Raw genomic sequence first — 20,722 nt, 5'->3', positions numbered from 1 at the left:
AAACGAAGGACAAGCAGGTGAACGAGCAGATGAAAGCGGGGCCGCTCGACGGCATCCGGGTGCTCGAACTGGGCACGATGTACGCCGCGCCCACCGCCGGACGCATGCTGCGCGACTTCGGCGCCCAGGTCATCAAGGTTGAGGATCCGTCGACCGGCGATTTCGCCCGGCACTGGACGCCGCAGAAGGACGGACTGTCCCTCGGGTTCACCCGTCTCAACGCCGGAAAGCGCTCGGTCGGCATCGACCTGCGGACCGATGAGGGCCGTGGGCTGGTGCGCCGGCTCGCGGCCTCCGTCGACGTCGTCATCGAGTCGTTCCGCCCGGGGCGCCTGGAGGCCTGGGGCCTCGGCTACGAGGCGCTGTCGCAGGACAACCCGGGGCTGATCCTGACGCGGGTGTCCGGGTTCGGGCAGACCGGCCCCTACCGGGAACGGCCCGGTTTCGGGACCGTCGCCGAGACGGCCAGTGGGTTCGCCTTCATCAACGGCTGGCCGGAGACACCCCCCACCTCGCCGCCGTTCGGGTTCGCCGACTCGATCGCGGGGATCTCCGCCGCGATGGGCACGGCGATGGCGCTGTTCAAGAGAGAGCGCGTCGGCACCGGAGAGGTCGTCGACGTCGCGCTCTACGAGCCCCTCCTGTTCATCCTGGGTGACCTGGTTCTGAAGTTCCAGGCCACCGGGGAGATCCAGAGACGTGAGGGCAACGGCACCGGAGCCGCCTCGCCGCGCGGCATCTACCAGGCGTCCGATGGCCGCTGGCTGTCCATCGCGGCGTCCAATCAGGGCATCGCCAGGCGGCTGTTCGACGCCATGGGCCGCCCGGAGCTGATCGAGGATCCGCGCTTCGCGACCAACGCCGACCGGATGGCCAACAACGAGGCCGTCCAGGCGGAGGTGACCGCCTGGGTCGCGTCCCGCCCGCGTGACGAGATCCTCGCCGTCCTGGACACGTTCGAGGTGGTGTCCGCGCCGGTCAACGACGCGAGCGACGTCCTGGCCGATCCGCACTTCCGGGAGCGGACGCTGGTGGAGCTGACGGGCAACTCCATCCTGGGGTCGGTCCTGATGCCGGGGCCCGTCCTGCACCTGGCCGGCTATGAGGGACCCGCTTACGAGGGGGTTCCCGCCATCGGCGAGCACACCAGGGAGGTGCTGGCGGACGTGCTCAAGCTGACGGAGACCGAGCTCGACGCGCTGGCCGAACGGCGGGTGACGGCGCCGGCCTCCGCGTAGCAGGGCTCACGAGGCGTCAGCCGGACGCGGGCGGTGTCGTGTGATCCGGTATGAGGGCCGACGGGGCCGGCCAATATCCTTTCCGCGAGATCGGGGAGGCAGGCAATGGGTTTCGGCGCGTCGATCGTGCCCAGCGGCGTGGAACGGTTCATCGGTTCGGACGAGCTCTTCTTCTCCACGACCGACAGGCACGGGGTGATCCGTGGCGGCAACTCCGTCTTCGTCAAGATCTCCGGGTTCTCCCTCGACGAGCTCGTCGGCGCCCCGCACCGAATCGTGCGTCACCCCGGCATGCCGGCCGGGGTCTTCCTGGCGCTGTGGGAACGCCTGCTCGCCGGGCGTCCATCAGGGGCCTACATGCAGAACGTGGCCAAGGACGGTGGCCACTACTGGGTCTTCGCCACCATGACTCCCGCCGCGGACGGCTTCCTGTCGGTCCGGATGGCGCCGCGGGCCGAGCCGTTCCAGCGGGTCAAGCACATGTACGAGCTCGTCGCCGACGTCGAGTCCGAGGCGGCCGGACGCCCCGGGATGAGCCGCCGCGACGTCGCGCGGGTCGGCATGGAGCACCTCGAACAGCTGTCGCTCGGGCTCGGTTTCGGCTCCCTCGACGCCTTCCTCACCGAGGGGCTGACCGCCGAGATCGCGGTGCGCGGCCGGTCGGGGTCCGTGACGTACGCCCGGCCTTCGGCGCGGGGCCCGATCGCGGAGGTCCTGGCCGAGGCGGGAGCGCTGGGAACGCGGCTGGCCGACCTGGTCGAGCGGCTGGAAGGCTACCGGGTGCTCAGCGAGCGGCTCGTGCGGTCGTCGGCGCAGGTCCTCGACGTCGCCCGCCGGCTCGACTCCGCGGTCGTCGCCGCCCAGCGGGCCTCCGAGAAGGTCGCCGACACCGCGCCGGTGCTGTCCAACGTCGCCCGGGTGATGGCCACGCCGACCCGCACCGCCGTGACCACGCTGGAGCGCCTGGTGTCCAGGCTCGCCGCGCTGCGCTCGCACGTCACGGATCTGCGGCAGGGGATCGCGCTGGCGAGCCTGCACAACGACATGGTCGCCGCGTTCGCCGCCGAGGTCGTGGACGGCGTCGCGCCGCCGGCCTCGCTGAACGATGTGCCGCTGATCTGCGACGCCATGCGGGACAGCGTGCTGGAGATGTCGGCCAGGGCGCGGCAGGTCAACCTGACGCTCCGCGAGATCGTCTCCGAGGTCGCCGAGGCGAACGACCGGCTGGAGGAGTTCCGCCTGTTCCTCGGGCAGTGGCGGATCCTCTTCATACGTCACCGGGCCGAGGACGCGATCGGCGGCCTGGTCCGTCCGATCGACGAGGAGTTCGCCGCGAGCCGGGGCGGCATGGACCTGCTGTACGCCCTGGGCAACGAGCTGGAGGCGTCAGCCGTCCCGTTCGATGTGGTGGCGTTCGAAGACCATCTCGCCAGGATCCGCACCGAGGCCATCCGCTCCCGCGACGCCTCCTGAGCCTGAGCCGGAGCGCGATCAGGAGCTCCGCGTCGAGCCGGTCGATGCTGGTCGCTGTGCTCACCTGTCATCGCTCGCGGTGGCCGCTGACTGCGCAGCATGCTCAAAATTCTGGAAGAACGTTGACTGGCTGGATGCTCCAACCGCACATTAGCGCACAAATAAGTCAGCTATCTCAGCTTGATGAAAGAGGCGCCGTGACCCAGACCGCCGAGCCCGTCACCGGTGCGGACGCCCGGATCAGCCTCGCCGATCGCTACCGCCCGGGGGCCCGGCCGGTGCTGCTGACGGGCGTCCAGGCCGTCGCCCGGTTGATCGCCGAGCAGCACAAGCGCGACGGACGGGCCGGCCTGCGCACCGCCACCTTCGTGTCCGGATACCAGGGCAGCCCGCTGGCCGGGCTCGACAAGACGCTCGCGGGCCTGAAGTCCCTGCGCGAGGAGCATGACCTGCGCCTGCTCCCCGGCCTCAACGAGGAGCTGGGCGCCACGGCCGTCTGGGGCAGCCAGTCCACGCTGCCCGCCGGGCGGCGGACCCATGACGGCGTCGTCGGCATCTGGTACGGCAAGGGCCCCGGCGTCGACCGGTCGGGCGACGCGATCCGCCACGCCTCCATGTACGGCGTCGACCCGCGCGGCGGGGTGCTGGCCCTGGCGGGCGACGATCCCGGGTCGTCGTCGTCCACGCTGCCGTGCGTCAGCGAGCGCGCGCTGGCCGCGATGGGGCTGCCCGTGCTCTACCCGCGCGACGCCGGAGAGCTCGTCACCCTCGGCCTGTACGGCATCGCGCTGTCCCGGGCCTCCGGCTGCTGGGTGGGCGTCAAGGTGGTCAGCGGTGTCGCGGACGGGATCTTCACCGTCGACCGCGACTTCGCCGGCCAGCGGATCGAGATCCCCTCGATCGAGTGGGAGGGGCGGCCGTGGACCTACCGGCAGCGCACCCTGCTCTCGCCGACCGACAGCCTGCTCGCCGAGGACGACCTGTTCGGCCCCCGGTGGGCGATGGTCGAGGCGTTCGGCGCCGCCAACCCGCTGGACGTGGTCGAGGTCGACCCCGCCGACGCCTGGCTCGGGATCGCGGCTCCCGGCGCGACGTACGACGCGGTGCGGCAGGCCCTGCTGGATCTCGGCCTGGACGACGCGGGTCTGGAGCGGGCCGGGATCCGGCTCATGCGCGTCGGCATGCCGTACCCGCTCGGGGCGGCCACGCTGCGGTCGTTCGCCCGCGGACTGCGCCGGATCGTCGTCGTCGAGGAGAAGACCGCCTTCGTCGAGAGCCAGGTGCGCGACCTCCTGTACGGCTCGCCCGGCGCGCCGGAGGTGCTGGGGAAGCGCGACGCCGACGGCAGGACGCTGGTGCCCGCCGGCGGGCTGCTGACCGCCGACCGGCTGAGTGGCCCGCTGCGCCGGCTGCTGGCCGGCCGGGTCGAGCTGGCGCCGCCCCCACCGGCGCCCCGGATGACGCTCAGCCTGACCCCGGTGGCCGCCCGCAAGCCGTACTTCTGCAGCGGCTGCCCGCACAACCGCTCGACGGTGCTGCCCGAGGGGTCGCTGGGCGCGGGCGGCATCGGCTGCCACACCATGGTCACCATCGCCGACCGCGAGACCTCGCACGTCACCTCACTGACGCAGATGGGCGGCGAGGGAGTGCAGTGGCTGGGGCAGGCGCAGTTCACCGACGTGCCGCACATCTTCCAGAACGTCGGCGACGGCACCTTCTTCCACTCCGGCCAGCTCGCGCTGCAGGCCTGTGTGGCGGCCGGGGCGAACATCACGTACAAGATCCTCTACAACCAGGTCGTCGCGATGACCGGCGCGCAGGACCCCCAGGGCGGCCTGAGCGTCCCGGCGCTGACGCGCAAGCTGCACGCCGAGGGCGTGTCGAGGATCATCGTCTGCTCCGAGCGGCCGCGCGGCTACGCCAGGCGGGACCGGTTCGCGCCCGGGACCCTCGTCTGGCACCGTGACCGGCTCGACGAGGCGCAGCGGCTGCTGCGCGACGTCCCGGGCGTCACCGTGCTGATCTACGACCAGCAGTGCGCGGCCGAGGCCAGGCGGCTGCGCAAGCGCGGCGCGCTCGCCGAGCGCGCCGAGCGCGTGGTGATCAACGAGAGTGTCTGCGAGGGGTGCGGCGACTGCGGCGTGCAGAGCAACTGCCTGTCCGTGCAGCCCGTCGAGACCGAGCTGGGCCGCAAGACCCGGATCGACCAGACCTCCTGCAACACCGACTACACCTGCCTGCGGGGAGACTGCCCGTCGTTCGTCACGGTGCGGACCGGCGCTGCCCGTGGCCACGCCTCCGGCGCGCGGCCCGAGCCCCCGGCGGTGCCCGACCCCCGGCTGCCCGCGGCGAGCCCGACGTTCGACGTGTTCCTGGCCGGGATCGGCGGCACCGGCATCGTGACGGTCAACGCCGTCCTCGCCACCGCCGCGTTGCACGACGGGCTGCGCAGCGCCGGGCTCGACCAGACCGGCCTGTCGCAGAAGGCCGGCCCGGTGACGTCGCACCTGCGGCTGTCGACCGGCGACGGTGAGCCGGCCAACCGGGTCGGCACCGGCCGGGCCGACGCGGTGCTGGCGTTCGACCTGCTCGTGGCCACCGACGCCCGGCACCTGGCCCTCGGCGATCCCGGCCGCACCGTCGCGATCGCCTCGACCAGCCGGACACCGACGGGGGAGATGGTGTACGACCCCGGGGTCGCCTACCCGGACACCGAGCCGATGCTGGCCCGGCTGCGCGGCGCCACGTCCACCCTGCACGAGCTGGACGCGCTGGGCGCGGCCGAGGCGCTGTTCGGCTCCACCGACGTGGCCAACCTGCTGGTCGTCGGCGCCGCGTTCCAGGCCGGGGCGCTGCCGCTGACCGCGCGGGCGATCGAGGGGGCGATCGCGCTCAACGGGGTCAAGGTCGACCTCAACACCGCGGCCTTCCGCTGGGGCCGGGTCAGCGTGGCCGACCCCGCCGCGTTCGCCCGCGCCGTCTCGGGCGGCTCCGGGGAGCCCGCGCGGCCGGCCGTACCCGACGGGTCGGAGTTCCTGACCGGCCGGCCGATGCGGGGCGAGACCGCCCGGCTGGCGGGCATCAGGGCGGCGGAGCTCCGCGCGCACTCCGGCGCCGCGGCGGCCCGGCGCTACGCCGGCCTCGTCGAGGCCGCGTGGACGGCGGAGCGGGCCGTGGGCGAGGCGACGGCCTTCGGCGAGGCCGTGGCCCGGGGCGCGCACCGGCTGTGGGCCTACAAGGACGAGTACGAGGTGGCCCGGCTGCTCACCGACCCCGCCATGGAGGCGGCGGTGGCCGCGCAGGCGCCGGGCGGCACGAAGGCGACCTACAACCTGCACCCGCCGATGCTGCGGTCGATGGGCGTCGGCCGCAAGCTCAAGCTGGGGCCCTGGTTCCGGCCGGTGCTGCGCGGGCTGGCGAGGGGCCGCGTGCTGAGGGGCACGCCGCTGGACCCGTTCGGGTACGCGCGCGTCCGCCGTGTCGAGCGCGCGCTGGCGGCCGAGTACGAGGCCGTCGTCACGGAGCTGGCGCGGACGCTCGACGCCGACGGCTATGACCGGGCGGTGGCCGTCGCCGAGTCCGCCGAGCTGGTGCGCGGCTACGAGGGCGTCAAGCTGGCGAACGTCGAACGCTACCGGGAGCGGCGGGCCGAGCTGGGCGTCCCGCTCGGCGACGAGGTGCTGCGGCTGCTGCGCTGACCACCGCTTCCGGCGTCGGTCTGGTGGCGGATGCCGCCCTCGCGCGCTTCCGTAGTGTCAAGGGTTCTAACCACCCTCGTGTGTAGCGTTCCACACCTGCCCGCGATCTTTGCGCTAACCGGTGGAAAAGTCTTGACGTGAGTGTTCTACCGACTACATGCTGAACGCCAGGCCCGATCCGGAGGATGTCGCGCATGATCACCCCTGAAGCCAGCGTCGCCACGTTCACCATCAGCAGCTTCGAGGCGGCCAAGGACGTGTACCGCCAGAAGGACCTGAGGCAGGCGCTGTACGACGAGGGAGAGGTCGTCATGAGCGACGTCCTGGTCAACCTGCACGGCGACGAGCACCGCAAACGCCGCCGTGTCGAGAACCGCATCTTCCGTCGCGAGACCTTCGACCACTACGAGCGAGACCTGTTCCCCAAGGTGACGGAGCGGACCCTGGCGCCGTACGTCGTCAAGGGCGGCGTCGACCTGGTGCACCTGGGGCACGAGCTGATGCTCAACCTGGCCGCGCTGACCGCCGGGATCGACCGGCCGGAGGGCACCGCGGAGGAGACCCGGCGGCTGTACGACTACATGCAGTGGTTCATCAAGGGCGCGACGCTCGCGCACTCCACCGAGGACAAGCAGGCCCTGGCGGCCAGGATCAGCCAGGCCCTCGACGAGTGGGACGAGGAGTTCCTGCAGCCGTCCATCGCCCGCCGGAAGAAGGCGCTGGCGGCGCTGGAGGCGGGCGAGATCAGCGAGAACGACCTGCCGAAGGACGTTCTCATGACGCTGCTGCGCGGCAACGCCGAGCTGGAGCTGCCCGCCCACGTGCTGCGGCGCGAGATCGCCTTCTTCCTGCTGGCCGGCGCGCACACCAGCGCGACCGCGTTCGTCCGGTCCATCGACCACATCCTGGGCTGGCTGGCCGACCACCCCGAGGACGCCGGGCGCGTCGCGAACGACCCCTTGTTCGTGCAGCGGTGCGTCCACGAGACCGTCCGGCTCAACCCGTCCAGCCCCGTCGGCATGAGGTGGGCGCTGGCTCCCGTGTCGCTCAAGTCTGGGACGGAGATCCCGGAGGGCGCCAAGGTCATCATCGACCTGCAGGCCGTCAACCGCGACCCCGAGGTGTTCGGGCCCGACGCCGGGGAGTTCAACCCGTACCGCGAGCTGCCGGCGGGCGTCGGTCCGTTCGGCCTGTCGTTCGCCGCCGGCATCCACGTGTGCATCGGCCAGGACCTGGCGGCCGGCGTGGTGCCGCGCGCGGACACCGACCCCGACGCGCACCTGTTCGGCCTCGTGCCCGGCGCGGTGCAGTATCTGTTCAACCAGGGAGTCCGGCGCGACCCGGCGAACCCGCCGCAGCGCGACGCCCACACGCAGCGCCCGTACTGGGGCACCTACCCGGCCCTGCTGGGCTGAGCGGGCACCGGGCGGGCATCAAGTTCGGCAGCGATCAGGTGAGGGAGCAGATGGGTTTCGAGGTACGGGTCGACAAGGACGTCTGCATCAGCTCGGGCAAGTGCGTCGCGGACGCGCCGGCGGCCTTCCGGTTCGACGACGACGAGATCGCCGAGCCCGCGGCCGGCGTGAGCGCGCTGAGCGACGACCATCTCGTCGAGATCGCGCGGAGCTGCCCGTCCGGCGCCATCCAGGTGTTCGACCAGGGGGCCGAGGTCGCGCTCGACTGAGCTCGAGCGCCGCCCAGCGGCTGGAACAGGACCACGGCCGACGACCACTCGGCCGAGCGCGCCGGCGCGGCCCGCGCCGGCGTCGCTCAGCAGGTCACGAGCACCGTGAGGTTCGGGATGCTCGGGTCCGCCGTGAGCGCGCGGCCGGCGAGCACGTCAGCTCGCCGTCCACCCGCCGTCGACCGGCAGCAGGACCCCGTTGACGTACGACGCGGCCTCGGACAGCAGGAACGCGGCCACGGTGGCGATCTCCTCCGGCTCCCCGGCCCGGCCCGCCGGCACGCGGGACATCAGCCAGGCCGTCTGGCCGGGATCGCCCAGCCGGTCGGCGGTCATCGGGGTGCGGATGACGCCGGGCGCGATGGCGTTCACCCGGGCGCCGACCGGGGCCAGCTCCACGGCGGCGGCCCGCGTCATCGCGGCGATCGCCCCCTTGGCGGCCACGTAGTGGATCTGCCCGGCGACGGCGTTCGTGGCCACGACCGAGGCGATGTTGACCACCGCGCCGGTGCGCCGCTCGGCCGCCCAGCGCCGCGCCATGCCCCGGATGCCGAGGAACGTGCCGACGACGTGCACGTCGAGCATCCGGTGGAACTCCACCAGGTCCAGGTCGGCGATGTCGACCCGGCTGCGGATCCCGGCGCAGTTGACCAGGCCGTCGAGCGGGCCGGCCGCGTCGAGTGCCCGCTCCCAGGCGGCCTCGTCGGTCGTGTCGAGGACCAGCCCGCCCTCGGGCGGGCGGAGGTCGGCCGCGATGGCGGTCCATCCGGTGTCGTTCAGGTGGCGGCAGACCGCCGCGCCGATCCCCGACCCGCCACCTGTCACGAGAACTCTCGCCATGACACTCCTTACCTCGTCCTGGATCGTCGAGCTGAATCGTCGAGCTGAATCGTCGAGCTGAATCGTTGGGCTGGATCGTTGGGCTGGATCGTCGGGTCAGACCGTCGAGCGGCCCGGCCCGGCGGCGGACGCCAGCACCCGGCGGGTGTCGGCGAGCAGGCGCCCGGCCCTGGCGACGGGGGCCGACCGGGCGGTGAGCCGGTCGGACTGGACCTCGACGCTGAGCGGAACGGCGGGGCCCACCTGGGCCAGCAGCCGGCCGAGGGGCAGCTCGCCCTCGCCGGGGGCCAGGCGGTCGTGCCTCGCCTCCCAGGACAGCGCGTCGAGCCCTCGCGGCGGGTGCGCCGGCGCGTCGCAGAGCTGCACGTATCCGATCCGTTCCGCCGGGACGGCCGCGAGATCCTCGGGAGGCTCGCCAGCCCGGTGCAGGTGCAGCGCGTCCACGACCACGACGGCGTCGGCCAGGCCGTTCCCGTCCAGCAGGGCGAGCGCGGCGGCCAGGGTCGGCACGCCGGTGAACCGCATGAACTCCAGGGCGATCCGGGTGCTGTGGCCCCGCGCCGCCTCGTGGAGCCGGGTGAGGTCGGCCGCCGTGGCACCCTCGTCCCGGTGCTCGCTCACGGTCAGCAGGAACCGGGCGCCGAGCATCCCGGCCAGGTCGAGCAGCCGCCGCTGGTCGTCGAGATGGCTGTCCGGCCGCAGCCGCACCACCTCGACGTCGAGCACCGTCAGCCCGCTGTCGTCCGCCCGGCGGCGCAGCCGCGCCGCCTCGGCCAGGCTGACGGACGCCGGGTCGAGCCGCAGACCCGCCGCGTCGTAACCGGCGGTGCTCGCCGCCTGGAGGACCTGCGCGGGACCGGCGTCACGTACGGTTCCCGCCGCGAGTGAGATCACCCTGGCGCCCTTCGGTCGGAGCGAGCGTCACTAGGACCCTAGCGCCGGAACGTCCGTACGGCTAGCCTCCGCCCGATCCTCCCTCGCTCCGGCCGCCGTTCCCCCGCCTGACGCTCACCCGGCGGCGACGGGGCGGGCCGCGCTGACCGGTTGCCTGAGGATGGTGCGCTGCCTGTCGGGTGCGGTCTTGCGAAAGTCGCTGAGGTAGATCTCGTGATGCTTGCCGGCCATGTGGAACCCGTGGTCCGGGATGAACTCCTGATGCATCCGCGCCAGCACATCGGCCTCGTCGTCGAACGAACCGACATGCAACGTCTGCGCGCAGCGCCCCTCGGACAGAGTCTCCAGACGGACGTCACCAAGGCGGGCGGGACGGTTCTTGACCCCGGCCCGCTCGACGGCGGTGGCGAACATCTTCTCGTCCGTCCAGTCCGGAACCATGATCATCATGGTCCAGTCCCACCGGGACTTGTCACGCGACACTGTGAACGAGTCCATGTCCCGGGCCCACCACAGACCTTCCAGGGGCATGACGACGTAGTCGCGGTCCAGGTCTCGTTTGCTGGCGAACTTCAGCTTGTAGGCCACCGGATAGAGCGCTTCGACCGCCTCGGAGAAGGCCGCCGAGGTGTTCGGGTCACCGTGGCCGTCGATCATGAGGTACTGCAGGTCGGGGACCTCCACGATCCGGAACCTGCCTTGTTTCGCCTGGTAGGCGTCAAGGCTCTTCTTGAAATCAGACTTGTTCGTCATGGGTCACCTGGACTCGATCGACGAGCCACGACCTTTCCGCCTCCAGGAGGCTCAGTGAGTACGAGAACACCTCGCGCGCCGGCGGCGGGAGAGGGGCCTGGGCCTGCTCGGCCGCCCGGACCGAGGCGATACGCCCTTCCACTCGCGTCAGCCTGACGCGTAGCGCCTGTGCGTATTCCTCCTCCGTGAGCAGGGGCAGGTTCGCGAGGCCGACCAGAAGCGGGTGCGGAGCCGGGCGCGGCTCCGCTATGAGGGCGAGCACGTTGCCGGCCGCGACCTCGCGGCCGGCGGGCGTGGCGTGGAAGACACGGCGGGACTTCGCGGCGGCGGGAGCCTCCGGGACGTGGACCAGGCCGCGCTTCTCCAGTCTGGCGAGCAGGTAGTAGATCGAGGAGAACCCGATGTCGGCCCACTGCCGGATGCCGCGTTGCTCGATCTCCCGTTCCAGGTCATATCCGTGCCGGGGCCGTTCGATGATCAGACCCAGCACGGTCAGTTCGGATGGGGTCACCTCCATGGGGAATATTCTAGTACTGGAATAGGGGGCTCCGGGCCACGGCGCCGGGCGCTCGGGGCCGCCTCCATGTGACGGGCGTGATCACTCGACAGGCGATCGTCGTTAGACTCTTGACGACGCTGAAGCGAGCTTCGTAGATTAACGGCACGTTACACGCGTAACGCCATTCCCCCACGGCCCCTTTCGGAGGACCGGATGGCTCGCACGTCACACAGGGTCACAGCGGCTCTCTTGGTCGCCGTACTCGTATCAGCCTGCGGAAACGTCTCAAGCGACGCCGGCGCTTCCGGCGACTCGGGCGAGGCGCCTCCAGGGATCACCACAGACGAGATCACACTCGGCGCGACCCTGCCCCTCACGGGCACGGCGGCGGTCGCCGGGCAGGGACTCGAAGCCGGCCTGCGGATCGCCGCGGACGAGATCAACGCGGCCGGCGGGATCAACGGCCGCAAGGTCAAGCTGGTCCTGCTCGACGACGGGTTCGCGCCGGACCGGGTCGTCACCAACGTGCGCCGCCTGGTCTCCCAGGAGAAGGTGTACGCGCTGGTCGCGCCGTCCGGCTCACAGGGCCTGCCGGGCACGTGGTCGTTCATCGCCGACAACGGCACCCCGGTCTGGGGACCGGTCTCCCCGGCCGACCCCAAGCAGCAGGAGGTCTACCTGCTGAGCGCCACCCGGGCGAGCCAGCAGCAGGTCGCGATCGACTACTTCGCCGAGCAGGGCTCCACCAAGCTCGCGGTCATCAAGCAGGACAACGACCTCGGCGTCTCCATGAAACTGGCGCTCGACCTCCAGCTGCCCAAGCACCCCGACGTGAAGATCGTGGCGAACGAGGACGTCCAGCCCGGCTCGACCGACGTCAGCTCGGCGGTGAACAAGGTCATCGCCGCCAAGCCTGAGGCGCTGCTGCTGGCGACCGACAACAACCAGGTCGCGCTGATCCTGCAGCACCTGCGCCAGCGCAACATCACCATCCCCGTCTTCGCCGACCAGGGCGGGGCGGGCACCGGCGGCACGAGCGCGGTGGGACCCGCCGGAGCCGCGGCCGAGGGCCTCATCGGCGGCATGCAGGCCGACGTCGTCTCGACCGACAACCCGAGCGTCGAGCACTGGCGCTCCCTGGCCAAGAAGTACCAGGGCCAGCAGGGGGAGAGCGGCTTCTCGCTGCAGACCTACAGCTTCCTGAAGGCCTTCGCCGAGCTGGTCAAGCGGCTGGGCGGTGACGTCTCCTACGCCAACTTCAACAAGACCGCCGAGAGTCTGGCCGACAACCCGATCTCGCTGGGCTCCATCCCGGACATCGCCTGCGGCAAGCTGCCCAACGGCCACACCTGCGTGCAACAGGCGGGTCTGGCGGAGTTCAAGGACGGCAAGTGGACGGTCCTGCGGAAGTTCACGCCGCCGAAGTAGGCCGCCCTCGACCGGCCGGGCGGGCCTCCCTCGCCGGCCGGTCCCCGAAGTCGTCCTGCACCGAAGTCGTCCTGCACCGAAGCGGAGAGACATGTTGCAGACAGTGCTCAGCGGACTGGAGTCCGGGAGCTGGTTCGCGCTGCTGGGCCTGGCCATCGTGGTGGTGATGAAGGCGGCCGACGTCCCCAACTTCGCCATGGCGGAGATCGGCCTGGTGGCCACCTACGTGGGCACGGTGCTGAACGCCGCCGGGATCTCCTTCTGGCCGGCCGTGGTCGTCACCCTGGTCATCGGCACCCTGCTCGCGATCGTCATCGACCTGGCGTTGATGCGCAAGCTGGCGAAGCACGGCCACTTCCCGCTGCTCCTCATGACCATCGGCCTGTCCCTGGCGTTGAACGCCCTCATCGGGCTGATCTGGGGGCACGAGCCGCGCAGCTTCACCGCCCCGTGGTCCGGCAACCACCTCGACGTCGGCGGGCTCGACGTCAGCTGGGCGCAGGTCGTCACCATCGTGGTCGGCGCGCTCGGCGCGATCGGCATCACCGCCTTCTTCCGCTCGCCGATGGGCGCGCAGATGCGGGCCGTGGCCGAGAACCGGGAGACCGCGCGGCTGATCGGCGTCAACGCCGGCCGGCTGTCCGCGATCGCCTGGGGACTGGGCGGCCTCATCGCGAGCACGGCCGTCATGCTGCAGGCGCAGTCGACGCTGGTCTCGACCCACTCGGCGGCCTCGCTCATCATCTACGGGTTCGTCGCCGCCACCATGGGCGGCTTCGTCTCGCTGTTCGGCACCTTCGCCGGAGGTCTCGCGCTGGGCATCATCCAGCAGGTGGTCGGCACCTACATCTCGACGTCGGCGCAGTTCGCCGTCGCGCTGCTGGCCGTCTTCCTGGTGCTCATGCTCCGCCCCGGCGGGTTCACCAAGGGGATGAGGCTGAGAGATGTCTGAGCCGGGACGGGCCACCGCGACGACCACGCACACGGAGGATCCGACCATGGTCACTGCCGGCGCCGAGGCGGTCACCGAGCCGAGCGCGCACGCCGTTGGGCGTACCAAGGGCCTGGTGGCGGTCGTGGCCCTGCTGCTGCTGTTCGCCGCGCCCTTCGTGCTCAACTCCTACCTGCTGTTCGTGCTGAACCTCACCCTCGTGTACGCCGTCGCCACCCTCGGCTTCAACCTGCTCGTGGGCTGGTCGGGCCAGATCGGGCTGGCGCACGCCGCGCTGTTCGCGATCGGCGCGTACGGCAGCGCGATCGCCATGGAGCAGGGGGTGCCGTTCCTCGTCACGATCCCGCTCGTCGGGCTCGCCGCGGGCGGCCTGGCCGTGCTCATCGGCTTCCCGGCCATCCGGCTCACGGGCTTCTTCCTGGCCATCGCCACCCTGGCGCTGGGCATGGCCATCGTCGAGCTGCTCAAGGGGGCACGCGCGGTGACCGGCGGCGGAGGCGGCCTGAACGTCGAGGTGTTCACGCTGCCCGGCATCAACGGCAGCGCGTCGACGTACTTCGTCACCCTCGCCGTCGCCGCCGTCGCCTTCTTCCTGGTGCGCAGGTCGCTGATCGGGCGGTTCGGCCGCACCCTGCAGGCGGTGCGGCACCTGGGGCAGCTGTCCGGGTCGCTCGGGGTCTCGGCGCTGAGATACCGGCTGATCGCCTTCGGGCTGTCGGGCTTCATCGCCGCCGTCGCCGGATCGCTGTACGGCCAGCTGCAGACGTTCGTGTTCCCGGCCATGTTCGAGATGAACCTGCTGGTCCCGATGCTCGTCATGGTGTTCGTGGGCGGGGCGGGATCGCACTGGGGGCCGCTCATCGGCGCGGCGTTCGCGGTGGTGCTGATCGAGCTCTTCCAGGACCTGGGAGACCTGCAGGCCATCGCCTACGGCGTGGTCCTCATGGTGGCCATCGCCGTCCTGCCCGGCGGGCTCGTCTCCCTGTTCGCCACATTCAGAGACTCACGGCTGGTCGGGCGGCTTCTCGCGCGACGGACCGCGTCGGAGCGTTCGGAGGTGAGGGCATGACGCCCATGGACACGTCGACGGCGACGCCGGACTCCGCCGCGGGCCACCCGGTCGTCGAGCTGGACGGAATCCGGATGTCGTTCGGCGGCAACGTCGTCCTCGACGACGTCACGCTGCCGGTGCGGCCCGGGTTCACCGGCCTGATCGGCCCGAACGGCGCCGGCAAGACCACCTGCCTCAACGTGATCTCGGGCTACCTGCGTCCCGACCAGGGGGACGTACGGCTCGGCGGGCGGAGCGTCGTGGGCGGGTCGGCCCACCAGATCGCCAGGCTCGGCGTGTCGCGCACCTTCCAGACCCCGCGCCTGATCCCGCACCTGTCGGCCACCGAGAACGTGCTGACCGGCGCCGGACGCCACTACCGCGGCGGGCACCTGTCGGAGCTGTTCGGCCTCCCGGCCGCGCGGCGCGACGAGAGGCGGCTGCGCGGCCAGGCCCGCGACCTGCTGGAGACGTTCGGGCTGGGCGAGCACCCCGGCCGCGCGGCGAGCCGGTTCCCCATCGGCAGCCAGAAGATCATCGAGGTCGCCCGGGCGCTGCTGAACGAGCCCCGGCTGCTCCTGCTGGACGAGCCGGCGGCGGGTCTCGGCGCGGAGGACGTCGACCGGCTGGTCACCGGGCTCACCGACTGGGCGGCGGACCGCGACGCGGCCGTACTGATCATCGAGCACGACCTCGAACTGATCACCCGGCTCTGCCCGGCGGTCGCCGTCCTGCACTTCGGCCGCATCATCCAGTCCGGCGCCCCGGCGGACGTGCTGCGCGACCCCGTCGTCGTCGAGGCCTACCTAGGAGCCGACTTTGCTGCTGGAGATTGAGGACGCCCGCACCGGCTACGGGCGGCTGGAGGTCCTGCACGGCGTCTCGCTGAACGTGGCCGAAGGCGAGATCATCACCGTGCTCGGTCCCAACGGCACCGGCAAGACCACCCTGATGCGGCTGCTGTCCGGCGTGGTGCCGCTGTGGTCCGGCCGGGTCCGCTTCGACGGCTCCGACCTGCTCAAGGCGACCCCGGAGAAGCGCGCGTCACTCGGCCTGTGCCAGTTGCCCGAGGGCCGCGGCATCTTCCAGACCCTGACCGTGGGCGAGAACCTCCACCTCGGGACGGCGAGCCGCAGGGCGTCCGCCGCGCGGGTCCGCGCCGACCGCGACCGCGTCCTGGGCGTCTTCCCCGAGCTGGCCGGGCGCCTGACGGCCTCGGCGTCCTCCCTGTCGGGAGGGCAGCAGCAGATGCTCGCCCTGGCCCGCGCGATGATGGGCCGGCCGCGGCTGCTGCTGATCGACGAGCTGTCGTTCGGGCTGGCTCCCAGGATCGTGCACGACCTGTTCGAGGTGGTGCGCGAGCTGCGCGACGACGGCGTCACCTTCCTCATCGTCGAGCAGCAGGCCTCGGCGCTGCGCGTCTCCGACCGTACGTACGTCATGCGCAACGGCCGCAACGAGCTCGACCGCGCCTCGGCCGACCTCCTGGCCTCGGACGAGCTGGTCGCGTCCTACCTGCGCTGACACCTACCCGCGCCGAAGAGGAGACACCGTGGCTGCCGACCCTCCGCACCTGGCGCCTCTGCCGGAGCGGTTGCGGCTGATGGATCCACCGCCCACGGACGCCGTCCTCGCGCTGGTCGAGGAGGAGCACGCCCGGTGGCGGCAGCTGCACGACCGGCTGATCTCCCTCATCGCCGGCCTGCTGGACATAGCGGCCACCGACCGCCCCCTCGACGACGTCATCTCCCGGCTGATCGGCGAGGCCAGCGTCGGGCTGGACGAGCTGGTCGGCACGCGCGTCGACGCGGGTGAGGTGGCGGCGCTGCTGCGCGCCCACGGCTCGGTGGGCACGGTCGAGACCGACGGCGCGACGACGACGTTCCGACATGCCTGCGGCAGCGGGGGCCGGTACTGGCGCGACAACCCCGCGACGGCGACGGTGGCCGAAGGGGAGGTGCCGGGAGTTCCGGCGGGACGCCCGAGATACTGCGCCCGGTGCGTGCGCACCATCGACACCCACGGCGGGCGAGCCTGGACGGTCGCGCCGCCGGCCGCTCCGGACCTGCCGTGCGTATGGACGGTATCCACGGACATCACCGCAGATCCGGGCCACGATCGGGGCCACGGTCCGGGCGTCGCTCCGAGGCAGGGACCGGGTGCCGGTTCGGGCGATGGCCTGAATGACGGCCTGAGCGACGGGGCGTCCTGAGTCGCGACCGCCCGGCCGGTCCCGAGGGGGCCGCGTCCGAGGTCCGGACGGCGGGCGGGCGGTCTCCGCGCGGCCGGGGAATGTGGGCGGTGATCACCGTGTGCGGCCTGGCCATCGGGCTCGGCGCCGGCCCCGGCTTCCTGTTCGGCTTCGTCGGCCCGGCCCTGCAGGCGGAGCTGCGCGTCAGCCGTGCCGGCCTGGGCCTGCTCATCGGGCTGTTCTTCGGGTTCACCGGCCTGACGTCGCTGCTCGCGGCCCGCTGGGGGGCGCGGCTCGGCGCCCGGCGCTGCCTGGCCCTGAACATGGTCACCGTGGCCCTGGGCGGGGCCGCCGCCGCGTCGTGGGGGAACTATCCGGTCCTGGCGGTCGTGGCCGTGACGGCCGGCGCGGCGTACGCGTTCGGCAACGTGGGCACCAACCTCGCCGTCATGGCGGTCGTCCGGCCGGGCATCGGCGGGTTCGCGCTGACCCTCAAGACGGCCGGCGTGCCGGCGATCGCGAGCGTGCTGGCGCTGGGCGGCGGGTGGGCCGAGACGGCCGGCTGGCGCGCGGTGGCCTGGGCGCTGGCGGCCGCGGGCGGCGTCGTGGCGCTCGCCGTGCTGCTCACGCTGCCCCGGAGCGGCGGCTCCACGGTCACGGCCCGCGCGGAGCCGCCCCTGCGGCGGGGCTTCTGGACGCTGCCCCTCGCCGCCTTCCTGTTCATCTGCGGCACGCAGCCGCTGCAGTCGTGGATGGTGACGTACGTGCACGACGAGGCCGGGCTGCCGCTGGCGCAGGCCGGGCAGCTCATGGCCGCCGGGACGGCTTTCGGCCTGACCGGCATGCTCGGCGCGGCGCGATGGGCGGACCGGCTGGGCGCTCGGCGGCGGGCGGTGTTCGTCGCGCTGGTCTGCGTGGTGGCGGCGGTGGGCATCGCCGGGCTGCTCGCCGGGGCCCGCTGGTGGCTGCCTCTCCTCGCGGCCGGGGCGGTGCTGGGCGTGTCGGCCAACCTCGCCGGCGCGGGGTTGACGCACGCGGTCGTCATCGACCGGGCGCCCGGATCCGTGGGCCGGGCGTCCGGGGTCACGATGACCGGTTACTACGCGGGCGCCCTGGTCGCGCCCTGGGGCTTCGGCGCGCTGGCCGACGCCACCGACGGCTACGAGGCGCCCTGGGCGGTCTGCCTCGTGCTCCTGCTGCTCGCGGCCGCCGCGTACGGCGGGGCCCACCGGGTGCTGCCCGTCACGCCAGGCGCAGCAGCCGGGCGGCGTTGCCGGACAGGACCGGCATGAGGTCGCCCACCTCGTCCGTGACCCGGGCGCCCCCGGCGTCCCACCCGGCGAAGTTGGTGCCGAAGACGAGCCTGTCGGTGCCCACCACGTCGACGAGGAGCTCCAGCGAACGCCCGCTGTGCACGTGCGTGTCGAGCCACAGCCGGCGCAGGTACGGCTCGATGCCGTTCTCCAGCAGGAAGCCGGGCACCCACGGCCGCGGCGCCGCCACCGCCCGGGCGAACCGGCCGGCGACGTACGCCAGCGCGCCGCCGCCGTGCGACAGGCACACGTCCAGCCGGGGATGCCGGTCGAGCACGCCGCCGAAGACCAGGGCGGCCACCGCGAGCGTCTCGTCGTAGGCGAACCCGAACAGCAGGTCGAGGTCGAACCTGCGCAGCCGGGGATCGTCGGGCGGGCCGCCCGCGCCGATGGGCGTCGGGTGCACGAACACCGGTACGTCCAGGCCGACGGCCGCCTCGTACAGGGCGTCCATCGCCGGGTCGTCCAGCGGGCGTCCGGGGTCGGTGTCGATGTAGGCGGCCAGCAGCCCCAGGTCGCGTACGGCCCGCTCCAGCTCGGCGACCGACGCGCCGACGTCCCGCAGGGGGAGCTGCGCCGCGCCCATCAACCGTCCGGGGTGGGCGCCGACCAGCTCGGCCAGAGCGTCGTTGTGCGCCCGGCAGTAGCGGACGGCCGTGGCCGGGTCGAGGTCGTTGAAGTAGGTCAGCGGGTTGGGGGACAGCAGCTGGCGGTGGATGCCGGCGGCGTCCATGCCGTCGATCCGGACGTTCACGTCCATGAACGCGCTTCCCTCGTACCGGACCCCGTGCAGCACGTACTCGCCGACCCGGTAGAACGGCCGCCCGTCGGGTGCGCTGCCCAGCTCGGGGCCGGCCGCTCCGGCGGCTCCCTGCGTCATGGGGAGCACCGCGTGGGCGTGCACGTCGATCACGGCGGGGTCTCGCGTGGGAACGGACTGGTCGTGATCGGTCACAGTGGCTCCTTCGGCGGCCGCGAGCGGGAAATCGCGGTGAGCGGTATGGACGGATGCGCCTATGTCATACTAGCGTCGTTGGTGTTATAGCGACGCATGTGCACAGGTGCGAACGCACCCGCGGGAGCCCGTTCCCATCCGGCGAGGGAGCCGGCGGATGTGTCTGCTGGGGGATGACGAACGCGAAGGAGAGCGAGATGGGCTTGGCGGTTGTCACGGGGGCCGGCAGCGGGATCGGAGCGGTCATAGCCCGCCACGCCGCCAAGGCGGGGTACCGGGTCGCCCTCTGGGACGTCGACGAGGTGTCGGTGCGGGAGGTCGCCGCCGACATCGGCGAGTCCGCCGTGGCCCGCAAGGTGGACGTCACGTCCGAGCCGTCGGTCGTCGCCGCGTTCGAGGCCCTCGACGAGGCGCCGGCGCTGGTGGTCAACAACGCGGGGCTGGTGCGGTTCGGCCCGTTGCGGACCCTGAGCCTCGACGACTGGGAGGCCGTGCTCAAGGTCAACCTCACCGGCACCTTCCTGGTGTCCCGCCAGGCGGCGGCGATGATGGAGCCCGCGAGCGGCGGCGCCATCGTGAACATCGCCTCGATCAACGGCATCGCGGCGGCGCCCAACGCCGGCGCCTACACCGCCACCAAGGCCGCCGTCATCCGCCTGACCGAGCAGATGGCGCTGGAATGGGGACCGGCCGGCATCCGGGTCAACACCGTGGCCCCCGGCCTGATCCTGGCCGGCATGTCGGACGCGATCTACGCCGACGAGCAGGTACGCGAGCAGCGCCAGGCGCAGGTGCCGCTTGGCCGGCTCGGCACCGCCGAGCAGGTCGCCGACTGCGTGCTGTTCCTGGGGTCCGCCGGCGCGGCGTACATCACCGGGCAGGTGCTCGCCGTCGACGGTGGTCTGACCAAGTCCGCCCTGCGGAACCTGGCCCGTCCGAAGACCGTCGACTCCGTGGGGCTCTGATGCGGGACATCGCCGGCACGTCGATCCTGGTGACCGGCGGCGGCTCGGGCATCGGGGCGGGGGTGGCGCGGACCCTGGTCGAGCGCGGCGCCCGCGTCACCATCTCCGGCAGGCGCGAGCACAAGATCCGGCAGGTCGCCGGCGAGCTGGGCCCGGCCTGCCTGGCGGTGCCCGGCGACGTCACGGTCGCGGCCGACCGCGAGCGGCTGGTGGAGGCCGCCGTCGAGCATGGTGGCGGCCTCGACACGCTGGTCAACGCCGCGGGCAACATGTACCGGGGCGCGCTGGCCGAGCTCGACGAGCAGCGGATGCTCGACCTCTACCACGCCAACGTGGTGGGCCCGGTGCAGCTGTCCGGCCTCGCCCTGCCGGCCCTGGCGCGGAGCAAGGGGTCGATCATCTTCTTCGGCTCGGTGCACACCCAGCGGGCCTTTCCCGGGGCGTCCCCGTACGCGGCGACCAAGGGCGCGCTCGAGTCGCTCACCGGTGTGCTGGCGTCCGAGCTCGGGGCGCAGGGCGTGCGCGTCAATTGCGTGCGGCCCGGCGCGGTCTACACCGAGATCAACGAACGCGCCGGCCTGGGCACCCCCGAGGAGGCCCACGCCCGCCTGCAGGGTCTGGCCGGCGCGCACGCGCTCGGCCGGATCGGCACCCCCGAGGAGGTCGCCGAGGCGGTCGTGTACCTCGCCGGAGCCGAATGGGTGACCGGCGGCATCCTGACCGTCGACGGAGGGCTGGCCCTCGGCGTCACCCACGCCTGAGGAACATCCCTGGGGAAGACCGTCGGC

The 20,722-nt window shown here is 72.3% G+C and carries 19 protein-coding genes; 14 read left to right on the top strand and 5 right to left on the bottom strand.

Annotated elements, in window-relative coordinates; translation table 11 throughout:
• The first annotated feature begins 17 nt into the window (after positions 1 to 17).
• The 5 genes from IEY82_RS32390 to IEY82_RS32370 all read left to right on the top strand — a co-directional run bounded on the left by IEY82_RS32390 (position 18) and on the right by IEY82_RS32370 (position 8,093).
• Positions 18 to 1,238 (top strand): CaiB/BaiF CoA transferase family protein, encoded by a 1,221-nt coding sequence (locus tag IEY82_RS32390; RefSeq protein ID WP_225263990.1) that lies wholly within the window; start codon positions 18 to 20, stop codon positions 1,236 to 1,238.
• Between the two features lie 105 nt (positions 1,239 to 1,343).
• Positions 1,344 to 2,711: a PAS domain-containing protein gene (locus IEY82_RS32385; RefSeq protein ID WP_189128077.1), complete on the top strand. Its 1,368-nt coding sequence runs from the start codon at positions 1,344 to 1,346 to the stop codon at positions 2,709 to 2,711.
• Between the two features lie 197 nt (positions 2,712 to 2,908).
• The gene (locus IEY82_RS32380; protein ID WP_225263991.1) at positions 2,909 to 6,409 is read left to right on the top strand and encodes an indolepyruvate ferredoxin oxidoreductase family protein; all 3,501 of its coding nucleotides are present in this window, start codon (positions 2,909 to 2,911) and stop codon (positions 6,407 to 6,409) included.
• Between the two features lie 194 nt (positions 6,410 to 6,603).
• Positions 6,604 to 7,824: a cytochrome P450 gene (locus IEY82_RS32375; RefSeq protein WP_189128075.1), complete on the top strand. Its 1,221-nt coding sequence runs from the start codon at positions 6,604 to 6,606 to the stop codon at positions 7,822 to 7,824.
• A 50-nt stretch (positions 7,825 to 7,874) separates the two neighbouring features.
• A complete protein-coding gene (locus tag IEY82_RS32370; RefSeq protein ID WP_189128074.1) occupies positions 7,875 to 8,093 on the top strand; it encodes a ferredoxin in 219 nt (72 codons plus the stop codon).
• 156 nt (positions 8,094 to 8,249) lie between these two features.
• Here the strand turns inward: IEY82_RS32370 and IEY82_RS32365 are convergent, their stop codons facing one another.
• The 4 genes from IEY82_RS32365 to IEY82_RS32350 all read right to left on the bottom strand — a co-directional run bounded on the left by IEY82_RS32365 (position 8,250) and on the right by IEY82_RS32350 (position 11,097).
• A complete protein-coding gene (locus tag IEY82_RS32365; RefSeq protein WP_189128073.1) occupies positions 8,250 to 8,933 on the bottom strand; it encodes an SDR family NAD(P)-dependent oxidoreductase in 684 nt (227 codons plus the stop codon).
• Between the two features lie 96 nt (positions 8,934 to 9,029).
• Positions 9,030 to 9,827, bottom strand: a complete 798-nt coding sequence (locus tag IEY82_RS32360) for a sugar phosphate isomerase/epimerase family protein (protein WP_189128072.1) — start codon at positions 9,825 to 9,827, stop codon at positions 9,030 to 9,032.
• Between the two features lie 114 nt (positions 9,828 to 9,941).
• Positions 9,942 to 10,580 (bottom strand): GyrI-like domain-containing protein, encoded by a 639-nt coding sequence (locus tag IEY82_RS32355; RefSeq protein WP_189128071.1) that lies wholly within the window; start codon positions 10,578 to 10,580, stop codon positions 9,942 to 9,944.
• Positions 10,564 to 11,097 (bottom strand): PadR family transcriptional regulator, encoded by a 534-nt coding sequence (locus tag IEY82_RS32350; RefSeq protein WP_189128070.1) that lies wholly within the window; start codon positions 11,095 to 11,097, stop codon positions 10,564 to 10,566. The genes IEY82_RS32355 and IEY82_RS32350 overlap by 17 nt, the downstream gene beginning before the upstream one ends.
• Positions 11,098 to 11,328: 231 nt before the next feature.
• Here IEY82_RS32350 and IEY82_RS32345 point away from each other — a divergent pair, with 231 nt between their 5' ends.
• The 7 genes from IEY82_RS32345 to IEY82_RS32315 all read left to right on the top strand — a co-directional run bounded on the left by IEY82_RS32345 (position 11,329) and on the right by IEY82_RS32315 (position 17,993).
• Entirely contained in the window at positions 11,329 to 12,507 is a 1,179-nt protein-coding gene (locus IEY82_RS32345) for an ABC transporter substrate-binding protein (protein ID WP_189128069.1), read from the top strand.
• A gap of 91 nt (positions 12,508 to 12,598) precedes the next feature.
• Entirely contained in the window at positions 12,599 to 13,459 is an 861-nt protein-coding gene (locus tag IEY82_RS32340) for a branched-chain amino acid ABC transporter permease (protein ID WP_189128068.1), read from the top strand.
• Entirely contained in the window at positions 13,452 to 14,528 is a 1,077-nt protein-coding gene (locus tag IEY82_RS32335) for a branched-chain amino acid ABC transporter permease (protein WP_189128067.1), read from the top strand. The genes IEY82_RS32340 and IEY82_RS32335 overlap by 8 nt, the downstream gene beginning before the upstream one ends.
• Entirely contained in the window at positions 14,525 to 15,346 is an 822-nt protein-coding gene (locus tag IEY82_RS32330; protein ID WP_189128066.1) for an ABC transporter ATP-binding protein, read from the top strand. The genes IEY82_RS32335 and IEY82_RS32330 overlap by 4 nt, the downstream gene beginning before the upstream one ends.
• The gene (locus IEY82_RS32325) at positions 15,330 to 16,034 is read left to right on the top strand and encodes an ABC transporter ATP-binding protein (protein WP_189128065.1); all 705 of its coding nucleotides are present in this window, start codon (positions 15,330 to 15,332) and stop codon (positions 16,032 to 16,034) included. Before IEY82_RS32330 ends, IEY82_RS32325 begins: the two co-directional genes overlap by 17 nt.
• Before the next feature lie 28 nt (positions 16,035 to 16,062).
• Positions 16,063 to 16,722, top strand: a complete 660-nt coding sequence (locus tag IEY82_RS32320; protein ID WP_189128064.1) for a hypothetical protein — start codon at positions 16,063 to 16,065, stop codon at positions 16,720 to 16,722.
• 89 nt (positions 16,723 to 16,811) lie between these two features.
• Positions 16,812 to 17,993, top strand: a complete 1,182-nt coding sequence (locus IEY82_RS32315) for an MFS transporter (RefSeq protein WP_189128063.1) — start codon at positions 16,812 to 16,814, stop codon at positions 17,991 to 17,993.
• Here the strand turns inward: IEY82_RS32315 and IEY82_RS32310 are convergent.
• Complete coding sequence (locus tag IEY82_RS32310) at positions 17,944 to 18,969, bottom strand: amidohydrolase family protein (protein ID WP_225263993.1); 1,026 nt, start codon at positions 18,967 to 18,969, stop codon at positions 17,944 to 17,946. The genes IEY82_RS32315 and IEY82_RS32310 overlap by 50 nt on opposite strands.
• Positions 18,970 to 19,166: 197 nt before the next feature.
• Here IEY82_RS32310 and IEY82_RS32305 point away from each other — a divergent pair, with 197 nt between their 5' ends.
• A complete protein-coding gene (locus IEY82_RS32305; RefSeq protein ID WP_189128062.1) occupies positions 19,167 to 19,934 on the top strand; it encodes an SDR family NAD(P)-dependent oxidoreductase in 768 nt (255 codons plus the stop codon).
• Positions 19,934 to 20,695, top strand: a complete 762-nt coding sequence (locus IEY82_RS32300; RefSeq protein WP_189128061.1) for an SDR family NAD(P)-dependent oxidoreductase — start codon at positions 19,934 to 19,936, stop codon at positions 20,693 to 20,695. The genes IEY82_RS32305 and IEY82_RS32300 overlap by 1 nt, the downstream gene beginning before the upstream one ends.
• The last annotated feature ends 27 nt before the right edge of the window (positions 20,696 to 20,722 follow it).

It is taken from the genome of Nonomuraea cavernae (genome assembly GCF_014646355.1).
GTDB lineage: Bacteria > Actinomycetota > Actinomycetes > Streptosporangiales > Streptosporangiaceae > Nonomuraea > Nonomuraea cavernae.
This window is presented reverse-complemented; position numbering and strand designations above follow the sequence as displayed.